At 51.5% G+C, this 21,920-nt stretch carries 17 protein-coding genes; 10 read left to right on the top strand and 7 right to left on the bottom strand.

Annotation, left to right across the window (positions count from 1 at the left end):
* Positions 1-3: 3 nt before the first annotated feature.
* Both gmk and nadD read left to right on the top strand, forming a co-directional pair.
* Positions 4-1,023, top strand: a complete 1,020-nt coding sequence (gene gmk, locus T496_RS14605) for a guanylate kinase (RefSeq protein WP_081783494.1) — start codon at positions 4-6, stop codon at positions 1,021-1,023.
* 37 nt (positions 1,024-1,060) lie between these two features.
* A complete protein-coding gene (gene nadD, locus T496_RS0101355; RefSeq protein ID WP_044110320.1) occupies positions 1,061-1,681 on the top strand; it encodes a nicotinate (nicotinamide) nucleotide adenylyltransferase in 621 nt (206 codons plus the stop codon).
* A 10-nt stretch (positions 1,682-1,691) separates the two neighbouring features.
* On the opposite strand, the gene T496_RS0101350 is transcribed toward nadD, so the two are convergent.
* Entirely contained in the window at positions 1,692-2,723 is a 1,032-nt protein-coding gene (locus tag T496_RS0101350) for a hypothetical protein (protein ID WP_027449151.1), read from the bottom strand.
* A 115-nt stretch (positions 2,724-2,838) separates the two neighbouring features.
* Between T496_RS0101350 and T496_RS0101345 the strand changes: the two genes are divergently transcribed.
* The gene (locus T496_RS0101345; RefSeq protein WP_027449150.1) at positions 2,839-4,128 is read left to right on the top strand and encodes a CDP-glycerol glycerophosphotransferase family protein; all 1,290 of its coding nucleotides are present in this window, start codon (positions 2,839-2,841) and stop codon (positions 4,126-4,128) included.
* A gap of 52 nt (positions 4,129-4,180) precedes the next feature.
* Here T496_RS0101345 and T496_RS0101340 read toward each other — a convergent pair whose 3' ends face one another.
* The 5 genes from T496_RS0101340 to T496_RS0101320 all read right to left on the bottom strand — a co-directional run bounded on the left by T496_RS0101340 (position 4,181) and on the right by T496_RS0101320 (position 11,017).
* Positions 4,181-5,305, bottom strand: coding sequence for an acyltransferase family protein (locus T496_RS0101340; protein ID WP_081783493.1), 1,125 nt, complete (start codon positions 5,303-5,305; stop codon positions 4,181-4,183).
* On the bottom strand, positions 5,289-6,749 hold the full coding sequence (locus T496_RS0101335; protein WP_316928890.1) for a lipopolysaccharide biosynthesis protein: 1,461 nt from the start codon (positions 6,747-6,749) through the stop codon (positions 5,289-5,291). The genes T496_RS0101340 and T496_RS0101335 overlap by 17 nt, the downstream gene beginning before the upstream one ends.
* A complete protein-coding gene (locus T496_RS0101330) occupies positions 6,749-7,717 on the bottom strand; it encodes an ornithine cyclodeaminase family protein (protein ID WP_027449147.1) in 969 nt (322 codons plus the stop codon). The genes T496_RS0101335 and T496_RS0101330 overlap by 1 nt, the downstream gene beginning before the upstream one ends.
* Positions 7,718-7,737: 20 nt before the next feature.
* Positions 7,738-9,804, bottom strand: coding sequence for a methionine--tRNA ligase (gene metG / locus T496_RS0101325; protein WP_027449146.1), 2,067 nt, complete (start codon positions 9,802-9,804; stop codon positions 7,738-7,740).
* 520 nt (positions 9,805-10,324) lie between these two features.
* Positions 10,325-11,017 carry an HAD family hydrolase gene (locus T496_RS0101320; RefSeq protein ID WP_027449145.1) on the bottom strand — a complete coding sequence of 231 codons (693 nt, stop codon included), beginning with the start codon at positions 11,015-11,017 and terminating at the stop codon, positions 10,325-10,327.
* A gap of 209 nt (positions 11,018-11,226) precedes the next feature.
* On the opposite strand from T496_RS0101320, the gene T496_RS0101315 reads away from it, so the two are divergent.
* From T496_RS0101315 to T496_RS0101300, 4 genes are read left to right on the top strand one after another with little or no spacing between them, the layout of a single operon-like run.
* Positions 11,227-12,831: a thiamine pyrophosphate-dependent enzyme gene (locus tag T496_RS0101315; protein WP_027449144.1), complete on the top strand. Its 1,605-nt coding sequence runs from the start codon at positions 11,227-11,229 to the stop codon at positions 12,829-12,831.
* Positions 12,828-13,400, top strand: a complete 573-nt coding sequence (locus T496_RS0101310) for an indolepyruvate oxidoreductase subunit beta (protein WP_027449143.1) — start codon at positions 12,828-12,830, stop codon at positions 13,398-13,400. Before T496_RS0101315 ends, T496_RS0101310 begins: the two co-directional genes overlap by 4 nt.
* A 26-nt stretch (positions 13,401-13,426) precedes the next feature.
* Positions 13,427-14,923: a sensor histidine kinase gene (locus T496_RS0101305; RefSeq protein WP_231477971.1), complete on the top strand. Its 1,497-nt coding sequence runs from the start codon at positions 13,427-13,429 to the stop codon at positions 14,921-14,923.
* Between the two features lie 2 nt (positions 14,924-14,925).
* The gene (locus T496_RS0101300; protein WP_027449141.1) at positions 14,926-16,239 is read left to right on the top strand and encodes an aminotransferase class I/II-fold pyridoxal phosphate-dependent enzyme; all 1,314 of its coding nucleotides are present in this window, start codon (positions 14,926-14,928) and stop codon (positions 16,237-16,239) included.
* A 79-nt stretch (positions 16,240-16,318) separates the two neighbouring features.
* On the opposite strand, the gene T496_RS0101295 is transcribed toward T496_RS0101300, so the two are convergent.
* The gene (locus T496_RS0101295) at positions 16,319-18,475 is read right to left on the bottom strand and encodes an acetate--CoA ligase family protein (RefSeq protein WP_027449140.1); all 2,157 of its coding nucleotides are present in this window, start codon (positions 18,473-18,475) and stop codon (positions 16,319-16,321) included.
* Positions 18,476-18,601: 126 nt separating this feature from the next.
* Between T496_RS0101295 and T496_RS0101290 the strand changes: the two genes are divergently transcribed.
* The 3 genes from T496_RS0101290 to T496_RS0101280 all read left to right on the top strand — a co-directional run bounded on the left by T496_RS0101290 (position 18,602) and on the right by T496_RS0101280 (position 21,808).
* On the top strand, positions 18,602-19,909 hold the full coding sequence (locus T496_RS0101290) for a phenylacetate--CoA ligase family protein (RefSeq protein ID WP_027449139.1): 1,308 nt from the start codon (positions 18,602-18,604) through the stop codon (positions 19,907-19,909).
* Between the two features lie 104 nt (positions 19,910-20,013).
* The gene (locus tag T496_RS0101285) at positions 20,014-21,327 is read left to right on the top strand and encodes a phenylacetate--CoA ligase family protein (RefSeq protein ID WP_027449138.1); all 1,314 of its coding nucleotides are present in this window, start codon (positions 20,014-20,016) and stop codon (positions 21,325-21,327) included.
* Positions 21,328-21,379: 52 nt separating this feature from the next.
* Positions 21,380-21,808 (top strand): amino acid-binding protein, encoded by a 429-nt coding sequence (locus tag T496_RS0101280; protein WP_027449137.1) that lies wholly within the window; start codon positions 21,380-21,382, stop codon positions 21,806-21,808.
* The last annotated feature ends 112 nt before the right edge of the window (positions 21,809-21,920 follow it).

Raw genomic sequence — 21,920 nt, 5'->3', positions numbered from 1 at the left:
GAAATGGGGAAAGACATTTGTTACGGATACGAAACAGCAGGACTTGGCTATGATCTCCTGCGTCGATTCTCTAAAGACAATCGACGATACATGACTCCAGCAGAGTCGGCATTATGGGAGGTGCTACGCGGAAAACAGTTCGGCTATCGATTCAGACGACAACATCCTATTGGTGAGTATATTCCCGATTTCGTTTGCCTACCTAAACGACTGGTGATAGAAGTAGATGGAGGATATCATTATATCGGTGACCAACTGTTAAGCGACCAAGAACGTACTGATTATCTGAATCAGCGTGGATTTGAAGTGCTTCGTCTTACCAACGATGAAGTGATAGGCAACACAGAAAATGTAATCAAAAAGATTAGAGAAATAATGGATAGTCAACCAACAATAACGACAAACAATAACGCGACAGCCACTCCCCTCCCTCGGAGGGGTCGGGGGAGGCTCCTAATTGTCTCTGCCCCCTCCGGCAGCGGCAAATCAACCATCGTGCAGTGGCTGATGAAGGAGCATCCTGAGCTGAAATTGTATTTTTCAATCTCTTGCACCTCGCGTGCACCTCGTGGCACTGAGCAGAATGGTGTGGAATACTTCTTCCTGACACCCGAGGAGTTTAAGGCGAAGATTCAGAACGATGAGTTTCTGGAGTATGAAGAGGTTTATCAAGATCGCTTCTACGGCACCTTGAAGCAGCAGGTGGAGCGCCAACGCGAGGCCGGACAGAACGTGGTGTTCGACGTTGACGTGAAAGGTGGCATCAACATCAAGAAGTTCTATGGCGAAGAGGCACTCAGCCTGTTCATTCAGCCACCCTCGGTAGAGGAACTGCGCCGCCGCCTGGAAGGTCGTGCCACGGATACACCCGAGGCTATTGCCGAACGACTGGCAAAGGCAGAATACGAAATGACGTTTGCGCCCCAGTTTGACCATATCATCGTGAACGACGACCTGGAAAAGGCCAAGCAGGAGACACTGGAAATCATAGCAAGATTCCTAAACGCGCCCGAGCTCATCTAAGAGGAGGGAGTGTAAACAGAATCAGGGGCTTGAGGAAATGGAAAGCGAAAATTACACATACCCGCAAGGCGCTCCCCTCCTTGGGAGGGGCCGGGGGAGGTCCATCGGCCTCTTCGGCGGTTCATTCAACCCCATACACATAGGCCATATCTCGTTAGCCAAACAGCTGAAGCAACTGGCTGGACTCGACGAGATATGGTTTATGGTTTCTCCACAAAACCCACTGAAGGAAAGCAGCGACCTGCTCGACGAAAAGCTGCGCTTTGAAATGACAGAAGTAGCCCTTCTCGGTGAAGAAGGACTTAAGGCCTGCGACTATGAGTTCCACATGCCCAGGCCTTCTTACACATGGAACACACTGCAACGACTACATGAAGACTTCCCCAATGACACCTTTATATTATTAATAGGTGGCGACAACTGGCAGAACTTCTCGAGATGGTATCACGCCGACGACATCCTGAAGCACCATCAACTGGTGGTCTATCCCCGCAGGGGCAGCACCATTGCCGAGGTGCCACAGAACGTGAAGGTGGTGGACACGGAACTGCTGGACATCAGCAGCACCGAGATACGCCAGCGAGTGAAAGCCGGCAAGAGCATAGCAGGGATGATACCAACGGCCATTGAACCATTGGTAGCACGCTATTACAAATAAAGCAAAGGGATTAGTCGAACTTAGAATGCCCCGTCCAGATTTTTACGCGGTTGGCGATTGCCTCCACGATGCGACGCAGGTTGCCATGACGCAGATTCAGCCATAGTTCCTCCACAGAGCGCCACATCTTCACCCAAGGATGTCCCCACGCCATGATGCGGAAAGCACGTTGCTTATACTCCACATTCTCGATGACATACTTAGGATGGCGCAACGGGAACGTCAGCTCGTGATGGCGCATGGTGAAGATGCGTCGCAGTCCGCTCGGAATGGTATCGTTACTACCGGAATAATGTGTACCCTCGTCTGTAGCGCCAGCATTAGAAATCATGTTCACACGAGGTATGATGCTCAGGCCGGAGTTGAAGAACATAGACGCGTGGAAGAGGGTCTCGTAGTAGGCCTTGCCAAGAGAACGGTGATAGCGGCAGAACTTCACGAAGTCTTTCTGATACTTTCTCTCCTTGATGAGTGCCTCCAGCTGGTGCATGTTGTATGCATCATCCAGGAAGGCATAATGCTCGTCGTCCCACTGGTCAACAACACGGCGCCAGGTGGCCCAGCCGTTGATGCTGAACGTGGTGGTGAAGAAATAGTCGTAGGGCATGTCGGGTGTGCGCTCGTCGTAGTTCATACCCGTGATGATGCTGATGCGCTGGTCATTCTCGTAGCGATCGAGCATCTCTTTGCAAAAGGGGAAAAACGAGAGTGAAGGACAGTCGTCGTCCTCAAACTTGATACACTTGTCATAGAGCGAGAAGGCCCATTTCACCGACAGATAGTTGGAGGGATCGCATCCGCGGTTCACCTCGCTATAGTTTCGATGCACCTTGCAGTGCCAGTCTATCTGCGCATCGGCCACAATCTCCCTGCACTGCATCATCTTCTCCATATCAGCCTCGTTGCGCGGACCGTCCTGATACAGCAATAGCTTGGAAGGGCGTGCCTTCTTAATCTGTTCGAACAGGCGCTGAAGCATGTCGGGTCTGTTGAAAAACAGAACCAGCACTGCAATATCAGTCTTGGCTGAATAGTACTCCATGATATTTCTGTAAAAATTAGTAGGTGCAAAAGTACAAATAAAATTTTGAACTTCAAACAAATTATAGTACTTTTGCACACCAAACCGCATCAATAAAGATTCAAAAAACTTCCTTATGGCAACATCGTTCAGAGACAAACTGACCATCCTTGGCCAATACGTAGAAGAGTACTGGTTGGAGCATTGGGGCTTCAAAGTGATGCCCGCCAGACAGAAACGATTCATCAAGAAGCTGCAGAAGCGACAGACCATCCGTGTGGCTTTCTTCGTCACCGACATCGCCATGTGGAAGTATCAGGGACTGTACCGCCAACTGGAGGCCGACAAGCGATTTGAACTGCACATCATCCTGTCGCCAGCCATCTATCATGAATACAAGCAGAAGCTGAGCAACCTGCAGAAGATGCGCACTTTCTTCACTGAGCAACACATGCCTTTCCACGACTGGCGACTGGAAGACAACGAGCCACCCATGGACGTGAGACGCGACATCGACCCCGACATCGTGCTCTACACGCAACCCTACCATGGCGTGTTCCATCCCAAGCACTGCTTCCTGCAGTTCACCGACCGTCTGATTGCATATTATCCCTATTGCTATCTGCAGGCATCAACAGCCTATAACTACGATGGACCTTTCCAGAACATTGCATGGAAATTGTTCTACTTCGACCGCTATAGTCTGCAAGATGCTCAGCACTTTGCGAAGAACAAAGCACGCAATGCGGTGGTTACGGGCTATCCAAGTTCGGATATTTTCACGCAAGACGCCCCCTCCACGGCCTGGCACGACGAGCATCATCAGCGTAAGCATCTGATCTGGGCGCCACATTTCACCCTGGCAAATGCCGGAACCTCGTTCTCACGATCAAACTTCCTGAATCTTTGCGACTTCATGGTGGAACTGGCCGAGCGCAACCAGGACCGACTGCAGATAGCGTTCAAGCCTCATCCCAGTCTCTATCGCGAGCTTTGCAAACATCCGGAATGGGGACAGGAGCGTGCAGATGCCTACTACCAGAAATGGGCCACGATGCCCAACACGCAGTTGGAAACTGGCGACTTCGTGGATCTCTTCCGCGGTTCAGACGCCATGGTCCATGACAGCGGTTCGTTTGTCATTGACTATCTGTACTTCAACAAGCCCGTCATGTTTATCAGCAGGGACGTCAGCCTGATTAAGAGAGAGGTGAGCAAGCTCAGCCAAATGGCCTACGACGAGCATTACATCGGAAAAGATCAAAACGACATTCAAAGATTCGTTGAAGAGGTGGTGCTGGCTGGCAACGACACCAAACGAGAGGAACGTACAGAGTTCCTGCAAAAGACGCTGCTCCCAGGCAACGGCAAGAGCGTTGCAGAGAATACCTATGAAGAAATCATTCGTTCGCTGGGACTTCAATAGGCGGCGAATGATGCTTCGTCTTTTTTCCTTTTGGGGTTTCCTATTGCCTTCCTTAACGATTACCAGTGAGCAGACGAAGGAAGCCTGGCGTAAGCTTCTGCATCAGCCAATAAGCACCCACGCTGATAGCATAGATAACAACGGGAACCAACAAATACTGGAAGAGCAGCAGGTCGGCAGGAAGATGCTTGAAGACAGCCTTTACCACGAAGAAAGCCAACGGCAATGAGAACTCAATGTGCAAGGCATATACAAAGAAGCTGCTGTCATTGAGTATCTTTGGGAACCGGAAATCGGGACGATGCTGTAGCAACTTGTGAGCCAAACAAAAGGCTGTTGCCATGCCTGAAAGCGCATAAAGCGTGATCAGCTGGAAACCCCAGAAATGCTCGTAGCTTCCCACAGCCGTGAGGAATAGCAGCAAACCAACGGTCAACAGGTAGTTGAGCTTTCTCAACACCTTATTCTCTATATACAGATTGTGCTTGTTCATGCTCCAATAGCCACCCAACACGAAGTAAAGACATTGCACACGCAACGTCATGTAGGGCCACACCCTGAAGCACAACAGCAAAAGAAGGAGCATGGCGCCATACTTTCCCGTGCGCTTCAAGAACCAATAGAAGACTGGCGAAAGCAGAACAATCAATATCAAGTCTCGCACATACCAAAAGGTGCCTAATACAGGACCATTGAGGAGCAAGGGCATGCCAAGTAGATTGGGATATTCGGCATGGTGCGAGGTGTAATCCCAGAAGATGTGTCCCCACGGGATGTTGTTCCAATAGTCAACAGCCTTTGTGGGAAGACTGGTTCCCCCAAGACTCTCGCCATAGAACACGAGCATCGTCAGAGGAATACACAACAGATTCCACAAGACGAAAGGCACGAAGAGCGTGTGGAAACGACTCTTCAACTTGCGCTTGTAAGTGGAAAGGTCGAGCTTCTCCAACTGATAAAAGAACAGATAGCCTGAGATAAAAAAGAATGTGGGCACGGCTATCTGGGCAACACCATCACTCAGGAACACCTTGACCAAGCTGCAAACATCCGCCATCGTGAGATGCGACCAATCTGAGACGTGCGTCACTTCGCCTCGCGAGTGTATCACTACGACCAGAAAGGTCAATGGGAAACGCAGTATGGATATGATCTTGGAGTTAATGGTTGGCATCATTCTTTCTTATCTTTTGTAACACGAACTGCTGGCACTCGTCCAGTATCTTCACCTTTGCGATGCGCATCACGGCATAGTATAATAGTGCAGCAATCAAGATGCGACTCGACAACAGCAGATAATCATTCTCAAGACCACACGTCAGCAGATAAGTAAGTCCCATCACGCCAAAAGCCGAGAGGGCAAAAGGTGCAAAGTCGGCAAAGAACGACGTCCAGCGATAGCCCGTCAGTCGCTTCAGGAAGAAGAACCAGATGGGCACCCACAGCAGATTGACAGCCACGAACACACAAACCATCACCCTGAGACCGTAGGGCCAGAGCGTATAGAGCAGTGCCAACTGAGCCAATCCCAACAGACAGGTATTCACCATATAGATGTTGCTCTTGCCACGCGCCACGATGGCATCCTGCATCAGTGTGACAAGCGGAACAAAGGCACAACTGAGACAAAGGTAGGGCAAAAGCTGAGCAGACTGCTCCCACTTCTGACCAATGGTGATCATGATAAACTCGTGAGACACCAATGCGAAACCGAACAAAACGGGGAATGAGATAAAGGCCGTGAAGCGCATCATCTTGCGCAGCACCCGCAACTGTCGTTCGCGCTCGTCCTGCAAACCGGCCAGCACGGGCACATCTACCTGCTTGAGCATGCCTTGCAACAGCAACATGCTCATGGAGCTCCACTTATAAGCCTGACTATAATCGCCCGTCTCCTCTTTAGTGAAATAGCGCCCCAGCAAGATACTCATGATATTGGCGTTGACCTGCATGAGAATGGCCGAGAGCATGATATTCACACTGAAGGGGAACATACGCTTCACGGGACCGAAGTCGATATGCAGCGTTGGGCGCCAAGGACTGTAATACCACAGAAGCAGGGTGTTGATGAGTATCAACGTCAAGCTCTGCGTAGCCAGCGACCAATAGGAGCAATGACAGTAGGCCATCACAACACCAATGACGCATGATGCCAATGTAGCTATCATCGTACATTTGGCCACCTCCTTGATCTTCAGGTTTTTCGTGAGATAGGCCGACTGAGCCATTCCCCAACTAGAGAACACAAAGCCCAGGAAAGCATAGCGACAAAGCAACACCAGTTCGGGCTTATGATAGAAGTCAGCAATGAAAGGCGCAGAGAAAAAGAGGATCGCATAGAGTATCAATCCGGCAAAAACATTGAACCAGAACACCGAGTTGTAATCCTCGTGCTGCGGATTCTTTGTCTTCAGCAAAGCCGTCTTGAAGCCGCTGGACTGCAGTTCTGTGGCTATCACCGAGAAGATGGCAATCATGGCAATCATACCATAGTCACCACGATCCAGCTTTCGGGCAAGGATGATGCCGAACACCAATGCCAACACCTGCTGAACGCCATTGCTCAGCCCACCCCAGAATAGACCTTTAGCAGTTTTCTCTTTCAGCGTCTCAGCCATCATTAAACCCAGATTTTCTTATCTTGAATTGACAATTCAAAGCCTACAGAGTGACCTTTTATACGTTCATAAATCTTTGTCGCAAAGACAATATCATGAAGTGCCATGCCGTAATTATAGCTAATGATTCGCTCTTCATCGTCAGCACGTCCTATGATCTTTCCCTCCAAGACCTCTTTTAATTCTGCATATTGACGAAATCTACTAAAGTACTTGAACTTTTGTATTTGCTCCGTATCATCTCCAAATACCTTATCAAAGAAAAGATCGCAATTCTGGAAGCCACGTGTATGCACAGGAACAAGTGTCAAGCCTGGCTTAAACCACGCATCATCGGGGAAAAGCAATTCTGTAGCCACAGTGACACACGATAAAAGTACGTCGGCTTCAGATAAGAATGTCCGTCTATCATCAATGATTTCAAAAGACACATTCTTAAAAGACTTAAAGCGATCAACAAACAAGTCCGCCTGATTCTTATAGCGCATCAGGCGGAACTTGATTGGTCTTTCCCTATTATCATCTATCAGACATAATGCCACAGCACGAGCAATATTGCCCAATCCCATCACTGAGTAGGTGTCAACTCCCTTGCGCTGCAGTTGTCTGACAGCCAATGCTGCTACAGCCCCGGTACGCATCGCTGTTATCCAGTTACCATCGATAAGCGCCAGGAGTTGTCCTGTTGCAGCCTCATATAGGTAAATGATACTCTGCAAGGTGGGTGTTTGTCCCTCAATACGATTTACCACTTTAATTCCAAAATATCTATTTCCGCCCTCATCAGGAAGCAAACAAGGCATAGACGTGATAAAATCAGAACGCTGAGGCACAACACTCAGTTTAGCTGGCATTTGGGCTTTATCCTTGATGAGGAAAGCATACTTAGCCCATTCGATACAATCTGAAGGAGAAATGCCTAATTGCTCGATTTGAGGTTGTTGTATGTTTGTTACCCAAATATTCTTCATTTACTCGCAGTTTCTCTTATTTATCCCACCTGACTACCAGGTTTCACATCTTTTGTTGTGGTTACAACGCTCAGACTCTCGTCGGCATCAACGGCAGAAAGAATCATGCCCTGGCTCTCGATGCCCATCATGGTGCGAGGAGCAAAGTTGGCCACGAAGAGAATGCGCTTTCCAATCAGTTCTTCGGGGTTCTCGTAGAAGGCGGCAATGCCCGAGCAAATGGTGCGATCGGTGCCTGAACCATCATCAATGGTGAACTGCAACAGCTTCTTCGACTTCTTCACCTTCTGACAATCCTTCACCAGACCTACACGAATATCAAGCTTCTCGAAGTCCTCGAACGATACGGTATCCTTGATAGGAGCGGCCTTATAAGCAGCTGCCTGGTTTGCCTTCTTGGTAGCCTCCAACTTGTCGAGCTGCTTCTGGATGACCTCATCCTCGATCTTCTCGAACAGCAGTGCAGGCTCGCCCAATTGGTGTCCAGCCTCCAGGAGGTTGGTGCTGCCCAACTGCTCCCACTCGAAGTTGTCGATGTTCAGCATCTCGCGCAGTTTCTTGCTGCTGAAAGGTAAGAATGGTTCGAAGGCAATAGCCAGGTTGGCGGTGAGCTGCAAGCAGATGTTCAGGATGGTCTCGCAGCGCTTGGGATCGGTCTTCCATACCTTCCAAGGCTCGCACTCGGTGATGTAGCGGTTGCCTATACGAGCCAGGTTCATGGCCTCAAACTGGGCATCACGGAACTTAAACTGCTCCAGCAGTGCCTCTACCTTGGCCTTCACGTCCTTAAACTCCTCGAGGGCCTGCTTATCCACCTCCTGCAGTTCGCCACAAGCAGGAACGACACCGTTCCAATACTTCTTGGTGAGCTGAAGTGCACGGTTGACGAAGTTACCATAAACAGCAACGAGTTCGTTGTTATTGCGATCCTGGAAGTCCTTCCAGGTGAAGTTATTGTCCTTGGTCTCAGGTGCATTGGCAGTCAGCACATAGCGCAGCACATCCTGTTTGCCAGGCATATCTACCAGATACTCGTGGAGCCATACAGCCCAGTTGCGCGAAGTAGAGATCTTGTCGTTTTCCAGATTCAGGAACTCGTTGGCAGGCACATTGTCGGGCATGATATACTTGCCGTGGGCCTTCATCATCACAGGGAAGATGATGCAGTGGAACACGATGTTGTCCTTACCAATGAAGTGCACCAGACGGGTGTCCTCATCCTGCCACCACTTCTCCCAGTTGCCCCACTTCTCGGGCTCCTTCTCGCAGAGTTCCTTAGTGTTTGACACATAGCCGATAGGTGCATCAAACCATACGTAGAGCACCTTGCCTTCTGCATCCTTCACAGGCACAGGAATACCCCAATCCAGGTCGCGAGTCATGGCACGTGGCTGCAGGTCCATATCCAGCCAGCTCTTGCACTGACCGTAAACGTTGGGGCGCCACTCCTTGTGCTCCTCCAGAATCCACTGCTTCAACCAGTCCTGATACTCGTTCAAGGGCAGATACCAGTTCTTGGTCTTTTTCAGCACAGGTGTAGAACCAGAGATGGTTGACTTAGGATTGATGAGTTCTGTGGGCGAAAGGTCGCGGCCGCACTTCTCGCACTGGTCGCCATAAGCTCCCTGCGCATGACAGTGGGGGCACTCGCCAGTCACATAGCGGTCGGCCAGGAATTGCTTAGCCTCCTCGTCGTAGAGCTGCTCGGTTGTTTCCTCGGTCAACTTGCCCTCGTCATAGAGTTTCTTGAACCACTCTGCAGCAAACTTATGATGTGTCTCTGAGGTGGTGCGGCTATAGATATCGAACGAGATACCAAACTCCTCGAACGAGTCCTTAATCATCTTGTGATAGCGATCTACCACATCCTGAGGTGTGATACCCTCCTTGCGGGCACGTACTGTGATGGGCACACCGTGCTCATCGCTACCTCCGATAAACAGTACGTCGCGCTTCTTCAGGCGAAGATAGCGCACATAAATATCAGCAGGCACATACACACCGGCCAAGTGTCCGATATGCACGCCACCATTAGCATAGGGCAGCGCCGACGTCACCGTCGTACGCTTATAATTCTTGTTTTCCATCTTTGTTAAATACGTATTTATTCTTATTTTGGCCACAAAGGTACAAAAAACCCCACAGATGGCAAAATATCTGTGGGATTTCTTGTATTAAAATACAAATACAAAGCGTATGGAGAGGGGTGCGGCGTTGCCGCAAGATGAGAGATGAGAGATGTGCGGCGTTGCCGCAAGATGAGAGATGAGAGGTGAGAGGTGAGAAGGGAAAAGCACTCGTTTTGTAGAGCAAGAGTAGCATTTTTAATGGTCAATAGTTAATGAGCAATGAAGCAAGAGTGGCAGTATGGTGTTGAATCTAGAGTCTAGAACGGTGCAATCTAGAGTCTAGAATCGATCAATCTAGAGTCTGGAATGAGGAGTTCTAGAGTCTAGATGCGGAGTAAAAGTGCCACTATTAGAAAGCAAAAGGGCCACTATTGGAGAGCAAAAGGGCCACTCTTAGTCAGCAAAAGGGCCACTCTTGATCAGCCGTAGGGCCTGAATAGGTCGTTCGGTTAGCTCAAATGAAATGCTGATGGCAGTTTTAAAGGTAGCGCAGAATATCGCTGAAGTGTTCCACTTTGATCAGTCGTTCGTGGTCAATATCGTCGAAATGCTCCAATTGCCACGTCACATGAAAGGGGATATGGATGCCCCAGGCACCAATAGCCAGCGCTGGCGCGATGTCGCTCTTCAGCGAGTTGCCAATCATGAGTAGTTCTGAGGGATGGATATGCTGGTGTTCACACAGCGCCAGAAACTCGCGTTGGGTCTTATCGGAAGTGATCTCCACATCGTCAAAGTATTTCAGCAGTCCCGAACGCTTCAGTTTGTTCTCCTGATCCTGCAGTTCGCCCTTGGTGAAGCACACCAACTTATAGGGACTATCCTGCAGTTTCTCGAGCGTTTCGGCCACGCCTTTCAGTGGTGTTGCAGGCAGACGTAGCAATGACTTACAATCCTTCAACAGATTGTTCAGTTCGTCTATCGACAGATGAGAGCCGCCCACACGCATGGCCGTCTCCAGGATGCTGATAGTAAAGGCCTTACAGCCATAGCCCATATCCGCCATATTGGCCGACTCTGTCTTAAAAAGCTCACGTTTAGGATCCTCACAATAAGGCGCTATCAGACGATACAGGTGCTTTTCCACCTCGTCGAAAAAGCCCTGACAGTCCCACAACGTATCGTCGGCATCTATCGCCACCACTTTTATCTCATTGCCTCTCATATCCATAAAGCATTGGTTTTCCATGCTAATAGTAACGCTTTTAGAATGTAATAGCTTTACTCCTGCACTGGAAAAGTTATTGTTTTGCAGTTGCAAAGTTACAGAATAAATATGAATTACTCCCCGCCCTTAAGCAAAAAAAGCATTTTATCTTGGCTGTTATAAAAAAAATGTCTATATTTGCAGTCATTAAATTACACAACTTAATAAGAATCATGGCAAACAAGAAACTTTTACTAGGCGACGAGGCCATAGCGCTGGGAGCTATCCACGCAGGTCTCTCTGGCGTTTATGCATATCCGGGTACGCCCTCGACCGAAATCACTGAGTTTATACAGAACAATCCATTAGCACAGGAACGCGGCATCCACAGTCGCTGGAGCACCAACGAGAAGACAGCCATGGAGGCTGCACTGGGCATGTCGTTCATGGGCAAACGAGCACTGGTATGCATGAAGCACGTGGGACTGAACGTCTGTGCCGACCCGTTTGTCAACAGCGGTATGACGGGTGTCAACGGCGGCGTCATCGTTCTGGTAGCCGACGACCCCTCGATGCACTCTTCGCAAGACGAGCAAGACTCGCGCTTTTATGGAAAGTTTGCCCTGATTCCCACTTTCGAGCCCTCTAATCAGCAGGAAGCCTACGACATGATGGCACGCGCCTTTGAGTACAGCGAGCAGCAGAAATTGCCTGTGCTGATGCGTGTCACCACCCGCATGGCCCACTCTCGTGCAGTGGTCGAGGTGGCTAGCGAGGCTCGCCCTGAAAACGAGATGAACTACGATGCCATCGCTTCCAACTGGGTATTGCTGCCTGCCAACGCCCGCAAGCGCAACGACGTGGTGACGGCTCAGCAGGCCACTCTCGAGGAAGACGCTGCCAACTCACCATATAATATATACGTAGAGGGTCACGACCGCAAGCTGGGTGTCATTGCCAGCGGCATCGGTTTCAACTATGTCAACGAGTGTTTCCCTGAGGGAAGCCCCTACCCCATCCTGAAGATCTCACAGTATCCCCTGCCCAAGAAGCTGGTGCGCCGCCTGATGGACGAGTGCCAGGAGGTGCTGATTGTAGAGGAAGGACAGCCATTCATCGAGGATATGGTGCGTGGCGTGGCTGATATGAAGAACGTTCATGGCAAGTTGGACGGCACGCTCCCCCGCACGGGCGAGCTGACACCCGACATCGTGAAGAAGGCGCTGGGCATGGAGATTGGCGAATGCTTCGATCCATGTGCCGACGTTGCCCCACGCCCACCTGCACTCTGTCAGGGTTGTGGCCACCGCGATGTGTATGCAGCCCTCAACGAAGTGCTGAAGGAATACGAGAACCCGCGCGTCTTTGGCGACATTGGCTGCTACACGCTGGGCTTCCTGCCCCCCTTCCGTGCCATCCATTCGTGTGTAGATATGGGTGCTTCAATCACCATGGCCAAAGGTGCTGCCGACGCAGGTCAGTGGCCAGCCGTAGCCATCATTGGCGACTCTACCTTCACGCACAGCGGCATGACGGGCCTGCTGGATGCCATCAACGAGAATGCCAACATCACCGTCATCATCTCAGACAATCTCACCACAGGCATGACTGGTGGACAAGACTCTGCCGGCACCAATAAGTTTGAGGCCATCTGCCGCGGTCTTGGTCTTTCCGACGAGCACCTGAAGGTGGTGGTTCCCCTGCCCAAGAACATGCCAGAGATTACACAGATCATCCGCGACGAGATCAACTACAAGGGAACGAGCGTCATCATTCCCCGTCGCGAATGCATGCAAACACTACAACGTCACTTGAAACAAAAGAAAGCACAGAAATGAAAACAGATATCATCCTTTGCGGCGTAGGCGGACAAGGCATCCTCTCTATCGCCACCATCATTGGCGAAGCCGCCATGAACGAGAACCTCTATATCAAACAGGCCGAGGTACACGGCATGAGCCAGCGCGGCGGCGACGTACAGTCGAACCTGCGCATATCCAGCAATCCTATCCATAGCGACCTGATAGCTAAAGGCAGTGCCGACGTTATCATATCGATGGAGCCCATGGAAGCATTGCGCTATCTGCCCTATCTGAAAAAGGACGGATGGATCATCACCTCTGCTACTCCTTTTGTCAACATCCCCAACTATCCCGATATGGCCACCATCGAAGGCGACCTGGCCAAGTTGCCCCACGTCATCAGCCTCAACATTGAGCAGATGGCTAAGGACAATGGCGTGCCCCGCTCGGCCAACGTCATCCTGCTGGGTGCTGCCCAGAAGGCATTAGGCATCGAGTACCAGAAGTTGGAAGATGCCATCCGCCGCGTGTTTGGTCGTAAAGGCGAAGCCATCGTCGAGGCCAACATCAAGGCTCTGGCACTGGGACGTGAAGCTCAGAAATAACAATAAGAACAAAAAGAACTAATAACATGATGAAAAGATTTTATGTATTCATAATGGCCATTCTCACCTGTAGCATCATCGCGTTTGCACAGGACAAGAGTGAGTACCACCAGCGTGCCCTCGAAGAAGAAGGCACCAACATAACAGCCGCGCGCTCTTCCTACATCAAGGCCTTCCGCGACTATGCCAGCAAAGGTCAACTGAAGTCGGGCGTGGAGTGTGGCGTCAAGGCCGCATCGCTGTACTACAAAGAGAACGCTTTCAAAGAAGCCTTCGAGTTGCTGCGCGACATCGATGCAACGATCAGTAATGCCAGCGCCAACGAACAGACTAAGGCTGGCATGCGCTACCTCACCTCGAAGGAGCGCATGCAGATGTACGTCAGAATGCGTCGCAGCGCCAGCGCGATGGACCATATCAAGAACATGGAGGTCTATGCAGCCAGGGCCAACGACGAGAGCTTGAAGAACGACCTGCTCTACAACAAGACCATCTACTATTACACCTTCGGACAGAACGAGCTGGGCGATGCCATGTTCACACAGATGTCGAAGAAGCTCACCGCCCAGAAGGAGTACGACAAGGTGGACGAAGCCTACAAGATGCTGATTGCCAACGGCCGTCGCAGCAACAGTGCCAGCTTGGTGGCCGAGTCTTATCGCAGCTATATGGTGTGGAAAGACTCTGTCAGCGCCCTGAAGACTGCCGAGGAGATTGACTCGCTGAAACAGCAGATAGCCGACAACGAGGCCTCTATTGCCGACAAAGACAGCACGCTGTCCCTGCGCATGGGCTTCATCATTGCCCTCATCGTGGTCGTCGTAGCACTGGTCATCGCACTGGCCGTGGGCGGCATCACCCTCATGCGCTTCATCCTGCTCACCCGCAAGCAGAAGAAGACCATCAAGTTGGCCAACGAGAATAATGCGCTGAAGGCTAAGTTCATCAGCAACATCTCGGCCCAGCTGGAACCCACACTGCGCAAGATTGACGGACAACAGCCAGAGATCAAGGCTCTGCTCGAGTTCTCTTCGCACATTCAGACACTCTCAGACATCGAGAACTCGATGGACGAGGAAGTAGAACTGGAGGAGACCGCGCTGACCCAATACTGTGAGGCACTGATGGATGAGATTCGCGACAAGGTGCGCAAGGACGTAGAACTGACCGTCAACGTGCCCAAGATGTTTGCCAACATCAATCGCGCCTACGTCTCTCACATCATTTTCCACCTGCTGAGCAATGCCGCTGAGCACACCCCAGAGGGCGGACATATCACCCTCGAGTTCAAGAAGCGCAGCGTGCATAAGTTCCAGTTCCTGGTATCCAACACCGGCGAGAGCATCCCCGAAGAGCAGCGCGACGAGCTCTTCAAGCCTTTCCGTGAAGTCCGCGACCTCACCACAGGCGACGGTCTGGGACTGCCTATCTGCAAGCAGATGGCACTGAAGATGAAGGGCGACCTGGAAATTGACCCACAGTTCACTAAGGGCACACGCTTCGTGCTCGACCTGTTTGCATGATTATGAAACCAACACCAATAAAGAAAGAAATCGTTGACGCACTGATTGCCAAGATGGGCATTCAGGACTTTGCTAAAGCTACCATCCGCGAAGTGAAGCAGGTGGCAGCCACCGCCGAGAAAGATAGCGGCGTGGAGTATATCAAGATGGAGATGGGCATCCCCGGTCTGCCTGCCGCCAAGGTGGGTGTCGAGGCTCAGATCAAAGCCCTACAGAGCGGCATTGCTCACTCTTATCCCGACATTCAGGGCTATCCCGAACTGAAGAAGCAGGCCTCGCGCTTTGTGAAAGCCTTCATCGGCGTGGACATTGCCGCCGAGGGTTGCGTACCCGTTTGCGGCTCTATGCAGGGCACCTTTGCTTCGTTCCTCACCTGTTCGCAGGCCAACAAGCAGAAAGACACCGTCCTGTTTATCGACCCGGGCTTCCCTGTGCAGAAGATGCAGCTACAGGTGCAAGGCGTGAAGTACGAGACGTTCGACGTCTATGACTTCCGCGGCGATAAGTTGCAAGCCAAACTCGAGAGCTATCTCAGCAAGGGTAACATCTGCGCTATTGTCTATTCCAATCCCAACAACCCCTCTTGGGTCTGCCTGACAGAGAGCGAGTTGCAAACCATTGGCACACTGGCCACCAAGTATGATGCCATTGTGATGGAAGACCTGGCCTACTTCGCCATGGACTTCCGCGAGGACCTGAGCGTACCCTTCCAGCCACCCTATCAGCCCACCGTGGCCCGTTACACCGACAACTACATGTTGCTGATCAGCGGTTCTAAGGCATTCAGCTATGCTGGTGAGCGCATCGGTGTGGTTTGCATCAGCGACCAGCTTTTCCATCGCCACTTCCCCGACCTGGCAGCACGCTATGAAGGTCTGCCCTTCGGTCTGGTATTCTCTACCCGCATGCTTTACGCACTGAGTAGTGGCACCAGCCATTCGGCTCAGTATGCACTGGCCGAGATGTTCCGTGCCGCTTGTGATGGTGAGTACCACTTCCGCGACGAAGTCAAGGTCTATGGCGAGCGTGCCCATAAGTTGAAAGAGATCTTCCTGCGTCACGGGTTCCACGTGGTTTACGACCGCGACCTGGATCGTCCCGTGGCCGATGGCTTCTATTTCACCATTGGCTATAAAGGCATGACCAGCGGCCAACTGGCCCGCGAGCTGATGTACTATGGTGTGTCGGCCATCTGCCTTGTCACCACGGGTTCGCATCAGGAAGGTCTGCGTGTCTGCACTTCGTTCATCGAAGATCATCAGTATGCACAGTTGGATGAGCGCATGAAGATCTTTGCAGAAAACAATCCCGCATAATTCATCAATCGTATAAAAACAAAGATAGCTACCATCTTGCGGATGATAGCTATCTTTGTTTTTTATATAGACGTCTTTTCTATTTCTCAACCAGAATGCGGGCATCGACGGCAGTCACATCATTTTCGTCGGCCAACAGCGGGTTGATATCCATCTCTTTGATCTCTGTGGCAAAGCGAAGCAAGGTGCTCAGGCGCACGATAATCTCGGCATACTTTCGCTCGTTGATGCCTTTTTGTCCGCGTGTACCTTTTAATATCTTATATGCACGCAGCGAGTGAATCATGGAGTAGGCCTCCTCATAGGACAAAGGCGCCAATCCTGACGACACATCCTTCAGCACCTCCACAAAAATGCCACCCAGGCCGCAGAGCACCACATGACCGAAACGCGGTTCGTATTTAGCGCCAATAAACAGTTCGCGGCCCTTTAGCATCTTCTGAACCATCACGGCCGTTGCCCCAGGTATCTGCATCATTCGCTCGAACTCGGCCACCAACACCTCCTTTGAACGGATGTTCAGCGACACGCCGCCCACATCACTCTTATGGACAGGACCTACCACCTTGACCACCACGGGGAAGCCACACCTCTCGGCAAAGGCCACCACCTGTTCCTTGTTGTCACTCACAAACTCGGGCACCGTAGGAATGCCGGCAGCTGAAAGGAGGGCATTAACAATCGAAGGAGAGACCCACCCCTTTACCCCTCCCTGTGATGGAGGGGAATATATAGTCTTATCGTCAGTTTTCTCAGTAGAAGAACTATCCTCTCCCCTCCCTTCAGGGAGGGGTTGGGGGTGGGTCTGAATACCATCAATGATTCTCCTTATCTGCGGCACATCCACACCGTTCACCACCACGTTCTGTTCGGCGGGTGCCGGTGTCTTCATGACCTGTGTCAGTGCAGTAGCCAGCGTCACCTCATCGCAGAAGTTCACATGACCACGTTTCAAGAACTCCTGCACCTCGGGACCTGCCGTGCTCAGACTGGGCAGAATGGGGAAAATAGGTTTCTTGCATTCCATAATCTTCTTATGCAGCACATCATAGACCTCGAAGATCTTGACCAGTCCCGGTGTACCGAAAATAACCATGATAGCATCGATGTCGGCCATCTTCTCGCAATAGTCAATGGCTATGCCAAGATGCTCGGCCGTACCTGTAGCCAGAATATCGATGGGGTTCGACACACTACTGCCTGGCAGAAGCTTCGATTTCAGTTCCTCGGCCACAGGACCAGTCAGCGGTGGCACGTTCATGCCTCCTTTTGCCAGTGCATCGGTGAGCATCACACCTGGACCTCCGGCGTGCGTCACGATGGCGAAGTTATTGCCCGTGAAGCGGGGCAACGTGAAGATACAGCCCACGGTGGTCAGTTCTTCACGCGAGAAGCAACGCACGATGCCGGCCTTGCGGAACAGAGCCTCAACAGCCGAGTCACTCGAAGCAATGGCGCCCGTGTGGCTGCTGGCCGCACGGCTTCCTGCCGTCGAAGAACCGGCTTTGATAGCTGCAATTCTGCAGCCCTTCTTAATCAAGGACGTAGCATGATAAAGCAACTTATCTGGATCGGTAATATTCTCGATATAGAGCAGTTTGACGTGGGAGTCGTTTTCAGCATCGAAATGCTCGTCCATATATTCCAGTACGCTCTCGATACCTATTTGTTTACCATTGCCTATAGACCACACGCTGTTGAACTGCAGGCCTTTGCTGACAGCACTCTCCAGAATAAACACTGCCGTAGCACCCGACCCCGAGATGAAGTCCACGCCCTTGGCATTCAGGTGAGGAATAGGTTTGGTGAATACGGAGTGATGCCAACGCGTAAGCAGACCTATACAGTTAGGGCCTATCAGCGCACAATCATACTGCTGGCAAGTGTCCAGGATGCGTTTTTCCAGCTGTGCACCCTCTTGTGTCTCCTCGCTAAAACCGGCCGATATGATAATAAAGGCACGTACCTGCTTCTCGCGGGCCAACAGTTCCACATAGTCTGGACAGAACTTGGCAGCCACTACCAGGATAGCCAGGTCGGTGGGCGGCAGTTCCTTGGGGTCGTGGAAAGCCTTGATACCCTGCACCTCGTCCTCTTTGGGGTTCACTACGCGCAGCGTACCTTCAAATCCTCCACTCAACAAATTTCGCACCACGGCACCACCGGGTTTATGCACATTGTTAGATCCACCAATCACCACAATGCTCTCTGGTTTTAGTAGTTGTCTGTTTATCATAGCTTTTTTGTATTTTGTTGCAAAAATAATACAATTTAAGGAGAAGACAATAAGTTTCGTGACTATTTTTTGGCGAAAAGCAATAAATATTGTACTTTTGCAACACACAAACCTAAAAACTTAGACATGATTTGGAATCCCAACAAAGAATGCATGAGCCGCGATGAAATGAGCGCTCTGCAAGGTAAACGACTTCACAAGATTGTGGAGTACGTGTACCACAATGTACCCTTTTATCGTAACAAACTTCAGGCTTTGGACATCCGCCCCGACGACATCCAAACCATCGAAGATATCAAGAAGTTGCCCTTTACCACCAAACAGGACTTGCGCGACAACTATCCCTTTGGTCTGCAGGCAGCACCTCAGAGCGAGATCATCCGCGTGCATGCCTCTTCGGGCACCACTGGCAATCCCACCATCGTGGGTTACACCCGCAAGGACATCGGTATCTGGAGCGAGACCATGGCCCGCTGTCTCACAGCTTTTGGCGTGACCCGCGACGACATTTTCTCTGTGGCCTACGGCTACGGACTGTTCACTGGCGGTCTGGGTGCGCACTACGGTGTGGAGCATATGGGAGCCTCTGTCATTCCCGCAGGAACGGGCAACACCGAGAAGCACCTGAAGCTGATTCGCGACCTGGGTATCACGGGCATTGCCTGTACGCCGTCTTACGCCCTCTATCTGGCTGAGACCATGGAGAAGATGGGCATCAAGAAGGAAGACATCCGTTTGAAGATTGGTGCCTTCGGTGCTGAGCCATGGACCGAGCAGATGCGACAGGAGATTGAGGCGCGTCTGGGACTGAAGGGTTATAACATCTATGGACTGAGCGAGATCATGGGTCCTAGCGTGAGCTACGAGTGTGAGATGCAACACGGCAGCCACATCAACGAAGACCACTTCTATCCTGAAATCATCGACCCCGTAACCCTCGAGCCCCTGCCCAACGGCGAGACCGGCGAACTGGTGTTCACCACGCTGACCAAGGAGGGCATGCCACTGCTGCGCTACCGCACCCGCGACCTCTGTTCGCTGTTGCCCGGCGTCTGCGAATGTGGTCGCACCAACATCCGTATGGGCCGCATCGAAGGTCGTTCAGACGACATGCTCATCATCCGCGGTATCAACGTCTTCCCCTCACAGGTGGAGAGCGTCATTCTCTCTATGCCAGAGTTTGCGCCACGCTACATGCTGGTGGTGGACCGCGTCAACAACCTCGACACGCTGCAGGTACAGGTAGAGCTGCGCCAGGAATACTTCACCGCCACCTTCGATACGCCCGCTGCCGTTGCCGAACTCGAGAAGAAGCTCAGCAACAAGTTGAAGAGCGTGCTCAGCATCGTAGCCAAGGTACAACTGAAAGCCCCCAACACCATTGAGCGCAGTCAGGGCAAGAGCGCACACGTGATTGACAACCGAAAACTGTAGAAAAACAACCTTTCCCCCACCCCTCACCGCGAGGGGTGGGAGTTATTTCTGAAACCTTTATAAACTATTTCAAATATTACTCAATGAAACAAGATAATAACATAATGCCAGAGAGCCCCTACTTCAATCCAGAACGCGAGACCATGACACGCCAGCAGATTGAGGCCTTCCAGTTGGAGCGTCTCAAAGAGACTGTGCACCACTGCATGAGCAACGCGTTCTATCAGAAGAAATTCAAGGAGGCAGGCATCACGCCCGACGACATACAGTCGCTGGCCGACATTCGCAAACTGCCTTTTACCACCAAACAAGACCTGCGCGACACCTATCCTTTTGGTATGAGTTGCGTGCCCCTGCGCGACTGCGTGCGGCTGCACTCATCCAGCGGCACCACCGGCAATCCTACCGTGATACTGCACACGCAAAAGGACCTCGACGAGTGGGCCAACCAGGTGGCACGCAACCTGTGGATGGTGGGTCTGCGCCCCGACGATGTATTCCAGAACTCATCGGGCTATGGCATGTTCACCGGCGGACTGGGTTTCCAGTATGGCGCCGAGCGCCTGGGCATGCTCACCGTTCCCGCTGCTGCCGGCAACTCTCTGCGCCAGATTAAGTTCATCAAGGACTTTGGCACCACGGCCATCCATGCCGTACCCTCATACGTAACCCGCCTCTACGAGGTGATGCAGGAGCAGGGCGTTGACCCGCGTCGCGACACCAAACTGAAGGTGCTGGCCATCGGTGCCGAGCCTCACAGCGAGGAACAGCGTAAGCGCATCGAGGAGATGATGGGTGTGAAAGCCTACAACTCGTTTGGCATGAGTGAGATGTGTGGACCTGGTGTGGGCTTCGAATGTCCCGAGCAGAATGGTCTGCACTTCTGGGAAGACTACTACATCGTAGAGATTGTCAACCCCGAGACCCTGGAGCCTGTGCCCGATGGCGAGATTGGCGAACTGATACTCACCACCCTATGTCGCGAGGCCATGCCGCTGTTGCGCTACCGCACCCGCGACCTCACCCGCGTGCTGGGACGCAGCTGTCCCTGCGGTCGCAACCATGTACGCCTGGACCGCATGCGCGGACGTTCCGACGATATGATGGTGCTGCGCGGTGTCAACATCTTCCCCATCCAGATTGAGAAGATCTTGATGCAGTTCAAAGAACTGGGCAACAACTATCTCATCACCCTGACCACCGACGACAACAACGACAACATGACCGTAGAGGTGGAGCTGGCCGACATGTTCACCGACGACTACAGTCGCTTGCAGCAGCTCAACAAGGACATCACCCGTGCCTTGAAGGACGAGATACTGCTCACGCCACGTGTCAAACTGGTGCCCCGCGGCACACTGCCCGTCAGCGAAGGTAAAGCCGTGCGCGTGGTAGATAAGCGCAAGGTGTACCAGTAAGCTATAGAGACAACAATAAAGAAACAGCATAACCAAGTAAAATACTAGTATTATGACAATTAACCAACTATCCATCTTCATTGAGAACCGTTCGGGCACACTCGTTAAAGTTCTCGACCTGCTGAAGCAGTCAAACATCCAGATCATTGCTTCCACCATTGCCGACACGGCAGAGTATGGCATCTATCGCATCATCTGCAGCGAACCTGCACGCGCCTATGAGGAGCTGAAGAATGCAGGCGTGGCCGTAGCCCTATCAAAGGTGTTCGCCATCCAGCTGGACAACGAGCCCGGTCGTGCTGCCGACGCCGTCAAGACATTCAGCGATGCAGGTCTGGGCATCACCTACCTCTATTCATTCCTGTTGGCAGGTAAGGGCATCCTGATTTTCCGCACCGACGACACCGACAAGGCGAAGGAGGTCATCAAGTCAAACGGACTGAACTATATCTGCGAGAAAGACTTCGCATCGATCATCTAAACACCTTCTGAAGGTGTCATCAATAAAGGCCAGAATTCCATGAATTTTGGCCTTTATTTGTTTTATGCTTGCCAAAAAATCTTATAGCGGTTTTGGCACTGTCAGATAATTG

The organism is Xylanibacter brevis P6B11 (assembly GCF_000621825.1).
Classification (GTDB): domain Bacteria; phylum Bacteroidota; class Bacteroidia; order Bacteroidales; family Bacteroidaceae; genus Prevotella; species Prevotella brevis.
This window is presented reverse-complemented; position numbering and strand designations above follow the sequence as displayed.

Coding starts and splice junctions, on each gene's coding strand:
- gmk (WP_081783494.1), top strand. CDS start 4: ATGGGGAAAGACATTTGTTACGGATACGAAACAGCAGGACTTGGCTAT.
- nadD (WP_044110320.1), top strand. CDS start 1,061: ATGGAAAGCGAAAATTACACATACCCGCAAGGCGCTCCCCTCCTTGGG.
- T496_RS0101350 (WP_027449151.1), bottom strand. CDS start 2,723: ATGGAGTACTATTCAGCCAAGACTGATATTGCAGTGCTGGTTCTGTTT.
- T496_RS0101345 (WP_027449150.1), top strand. CDS start 2,839: ATGGCAACATCGTTCAGAGACAAACTGACCATCCTTGGCCAATACGTA.
- T496_RS0101340 (WP_081783493.1), bottom strand. CDS start 5,305: ATGATGCCAACCATTAACTCCAAGATCATATCCATACTGCGTTTCCCA.
- T496_RS0101335 (WP_316928890.1), bottom strand. CDS start 6,749: ATGATGGCTGAGACGCTGAAAGAGAAAACTGCTAAAGGTCTATTCTGG.
- T496_RS0101330 (WP_027449147.1), bottom strand. CDS start 7,717: ATGAAGAATATTTGGGTAACAAACATACAACAACCTCAAATCGAGCAA.
- metG (WP_027449146.1), bottom strand. CDS start 9,804: ATGGAAAACAAGAATTATAAGCGTACGACGGTGACGTCGGCGCTGCCC.
- T496_RS0101320 (WP_027449145.1), bottom strand. CDS start 11,017: ATGGATATGAGAGGCAATGAGATAAAAGTGGTGGCGATAGATGCCGAC.
- T496_RS0101315 (WP_027449144.1), top strand. CDS start 11,227: ATGGCAAACAAGAAACTTTTACTAGGCGACGAGGCCATAGCGCTGGGA.
- T496_RS0101310 (WP_027449143.1), top strand. CDS start 12,828: ATGAAAACAGATATCATCCTTTGCGGCGTAGGCGGACAAGGCATCCTC.
- T496_RS0101305 (WP_231477971.1), top strand. CDS start 13,427: ATGATGAAAAGATTTTATGTATTCATAATGGCCATTCTCACCTGTAGC.
- T496_RS0101300 (WP_027449141.1), top strand. CDS start 14,926: ATGAAACCAACACCAATAAAGAAAGAAATCGTTGACGCACTGATTGCC.
- T496_RS0101295 (WP_027449140.1), bottom strand. CDS start 18,475: ATGATAAACAGACAACTACTAAAACCAGAGAGCATTGTGGTGATTGGT.
- T496_RS0101290 (WP_027449139.1), top strand. CDS start 18,602: ATGATTTGGAATCCCAACAAAGAATGCATGAGCCGCGATGAAATGAGC.
- T496_RS0101285 (WP_027449138.1), top strand. CDS start 20,014: ATGCCAGAGAGCCCCTACTTCAATCCAGAACGCGAGACCATGACACGC.
- T496_RS0101280 (WP_027449137.1), top strand. CDS start 21,380: ATGACAATTAACCAACTATCCATCTTCATTGAGAACCGTTCGGGCACA.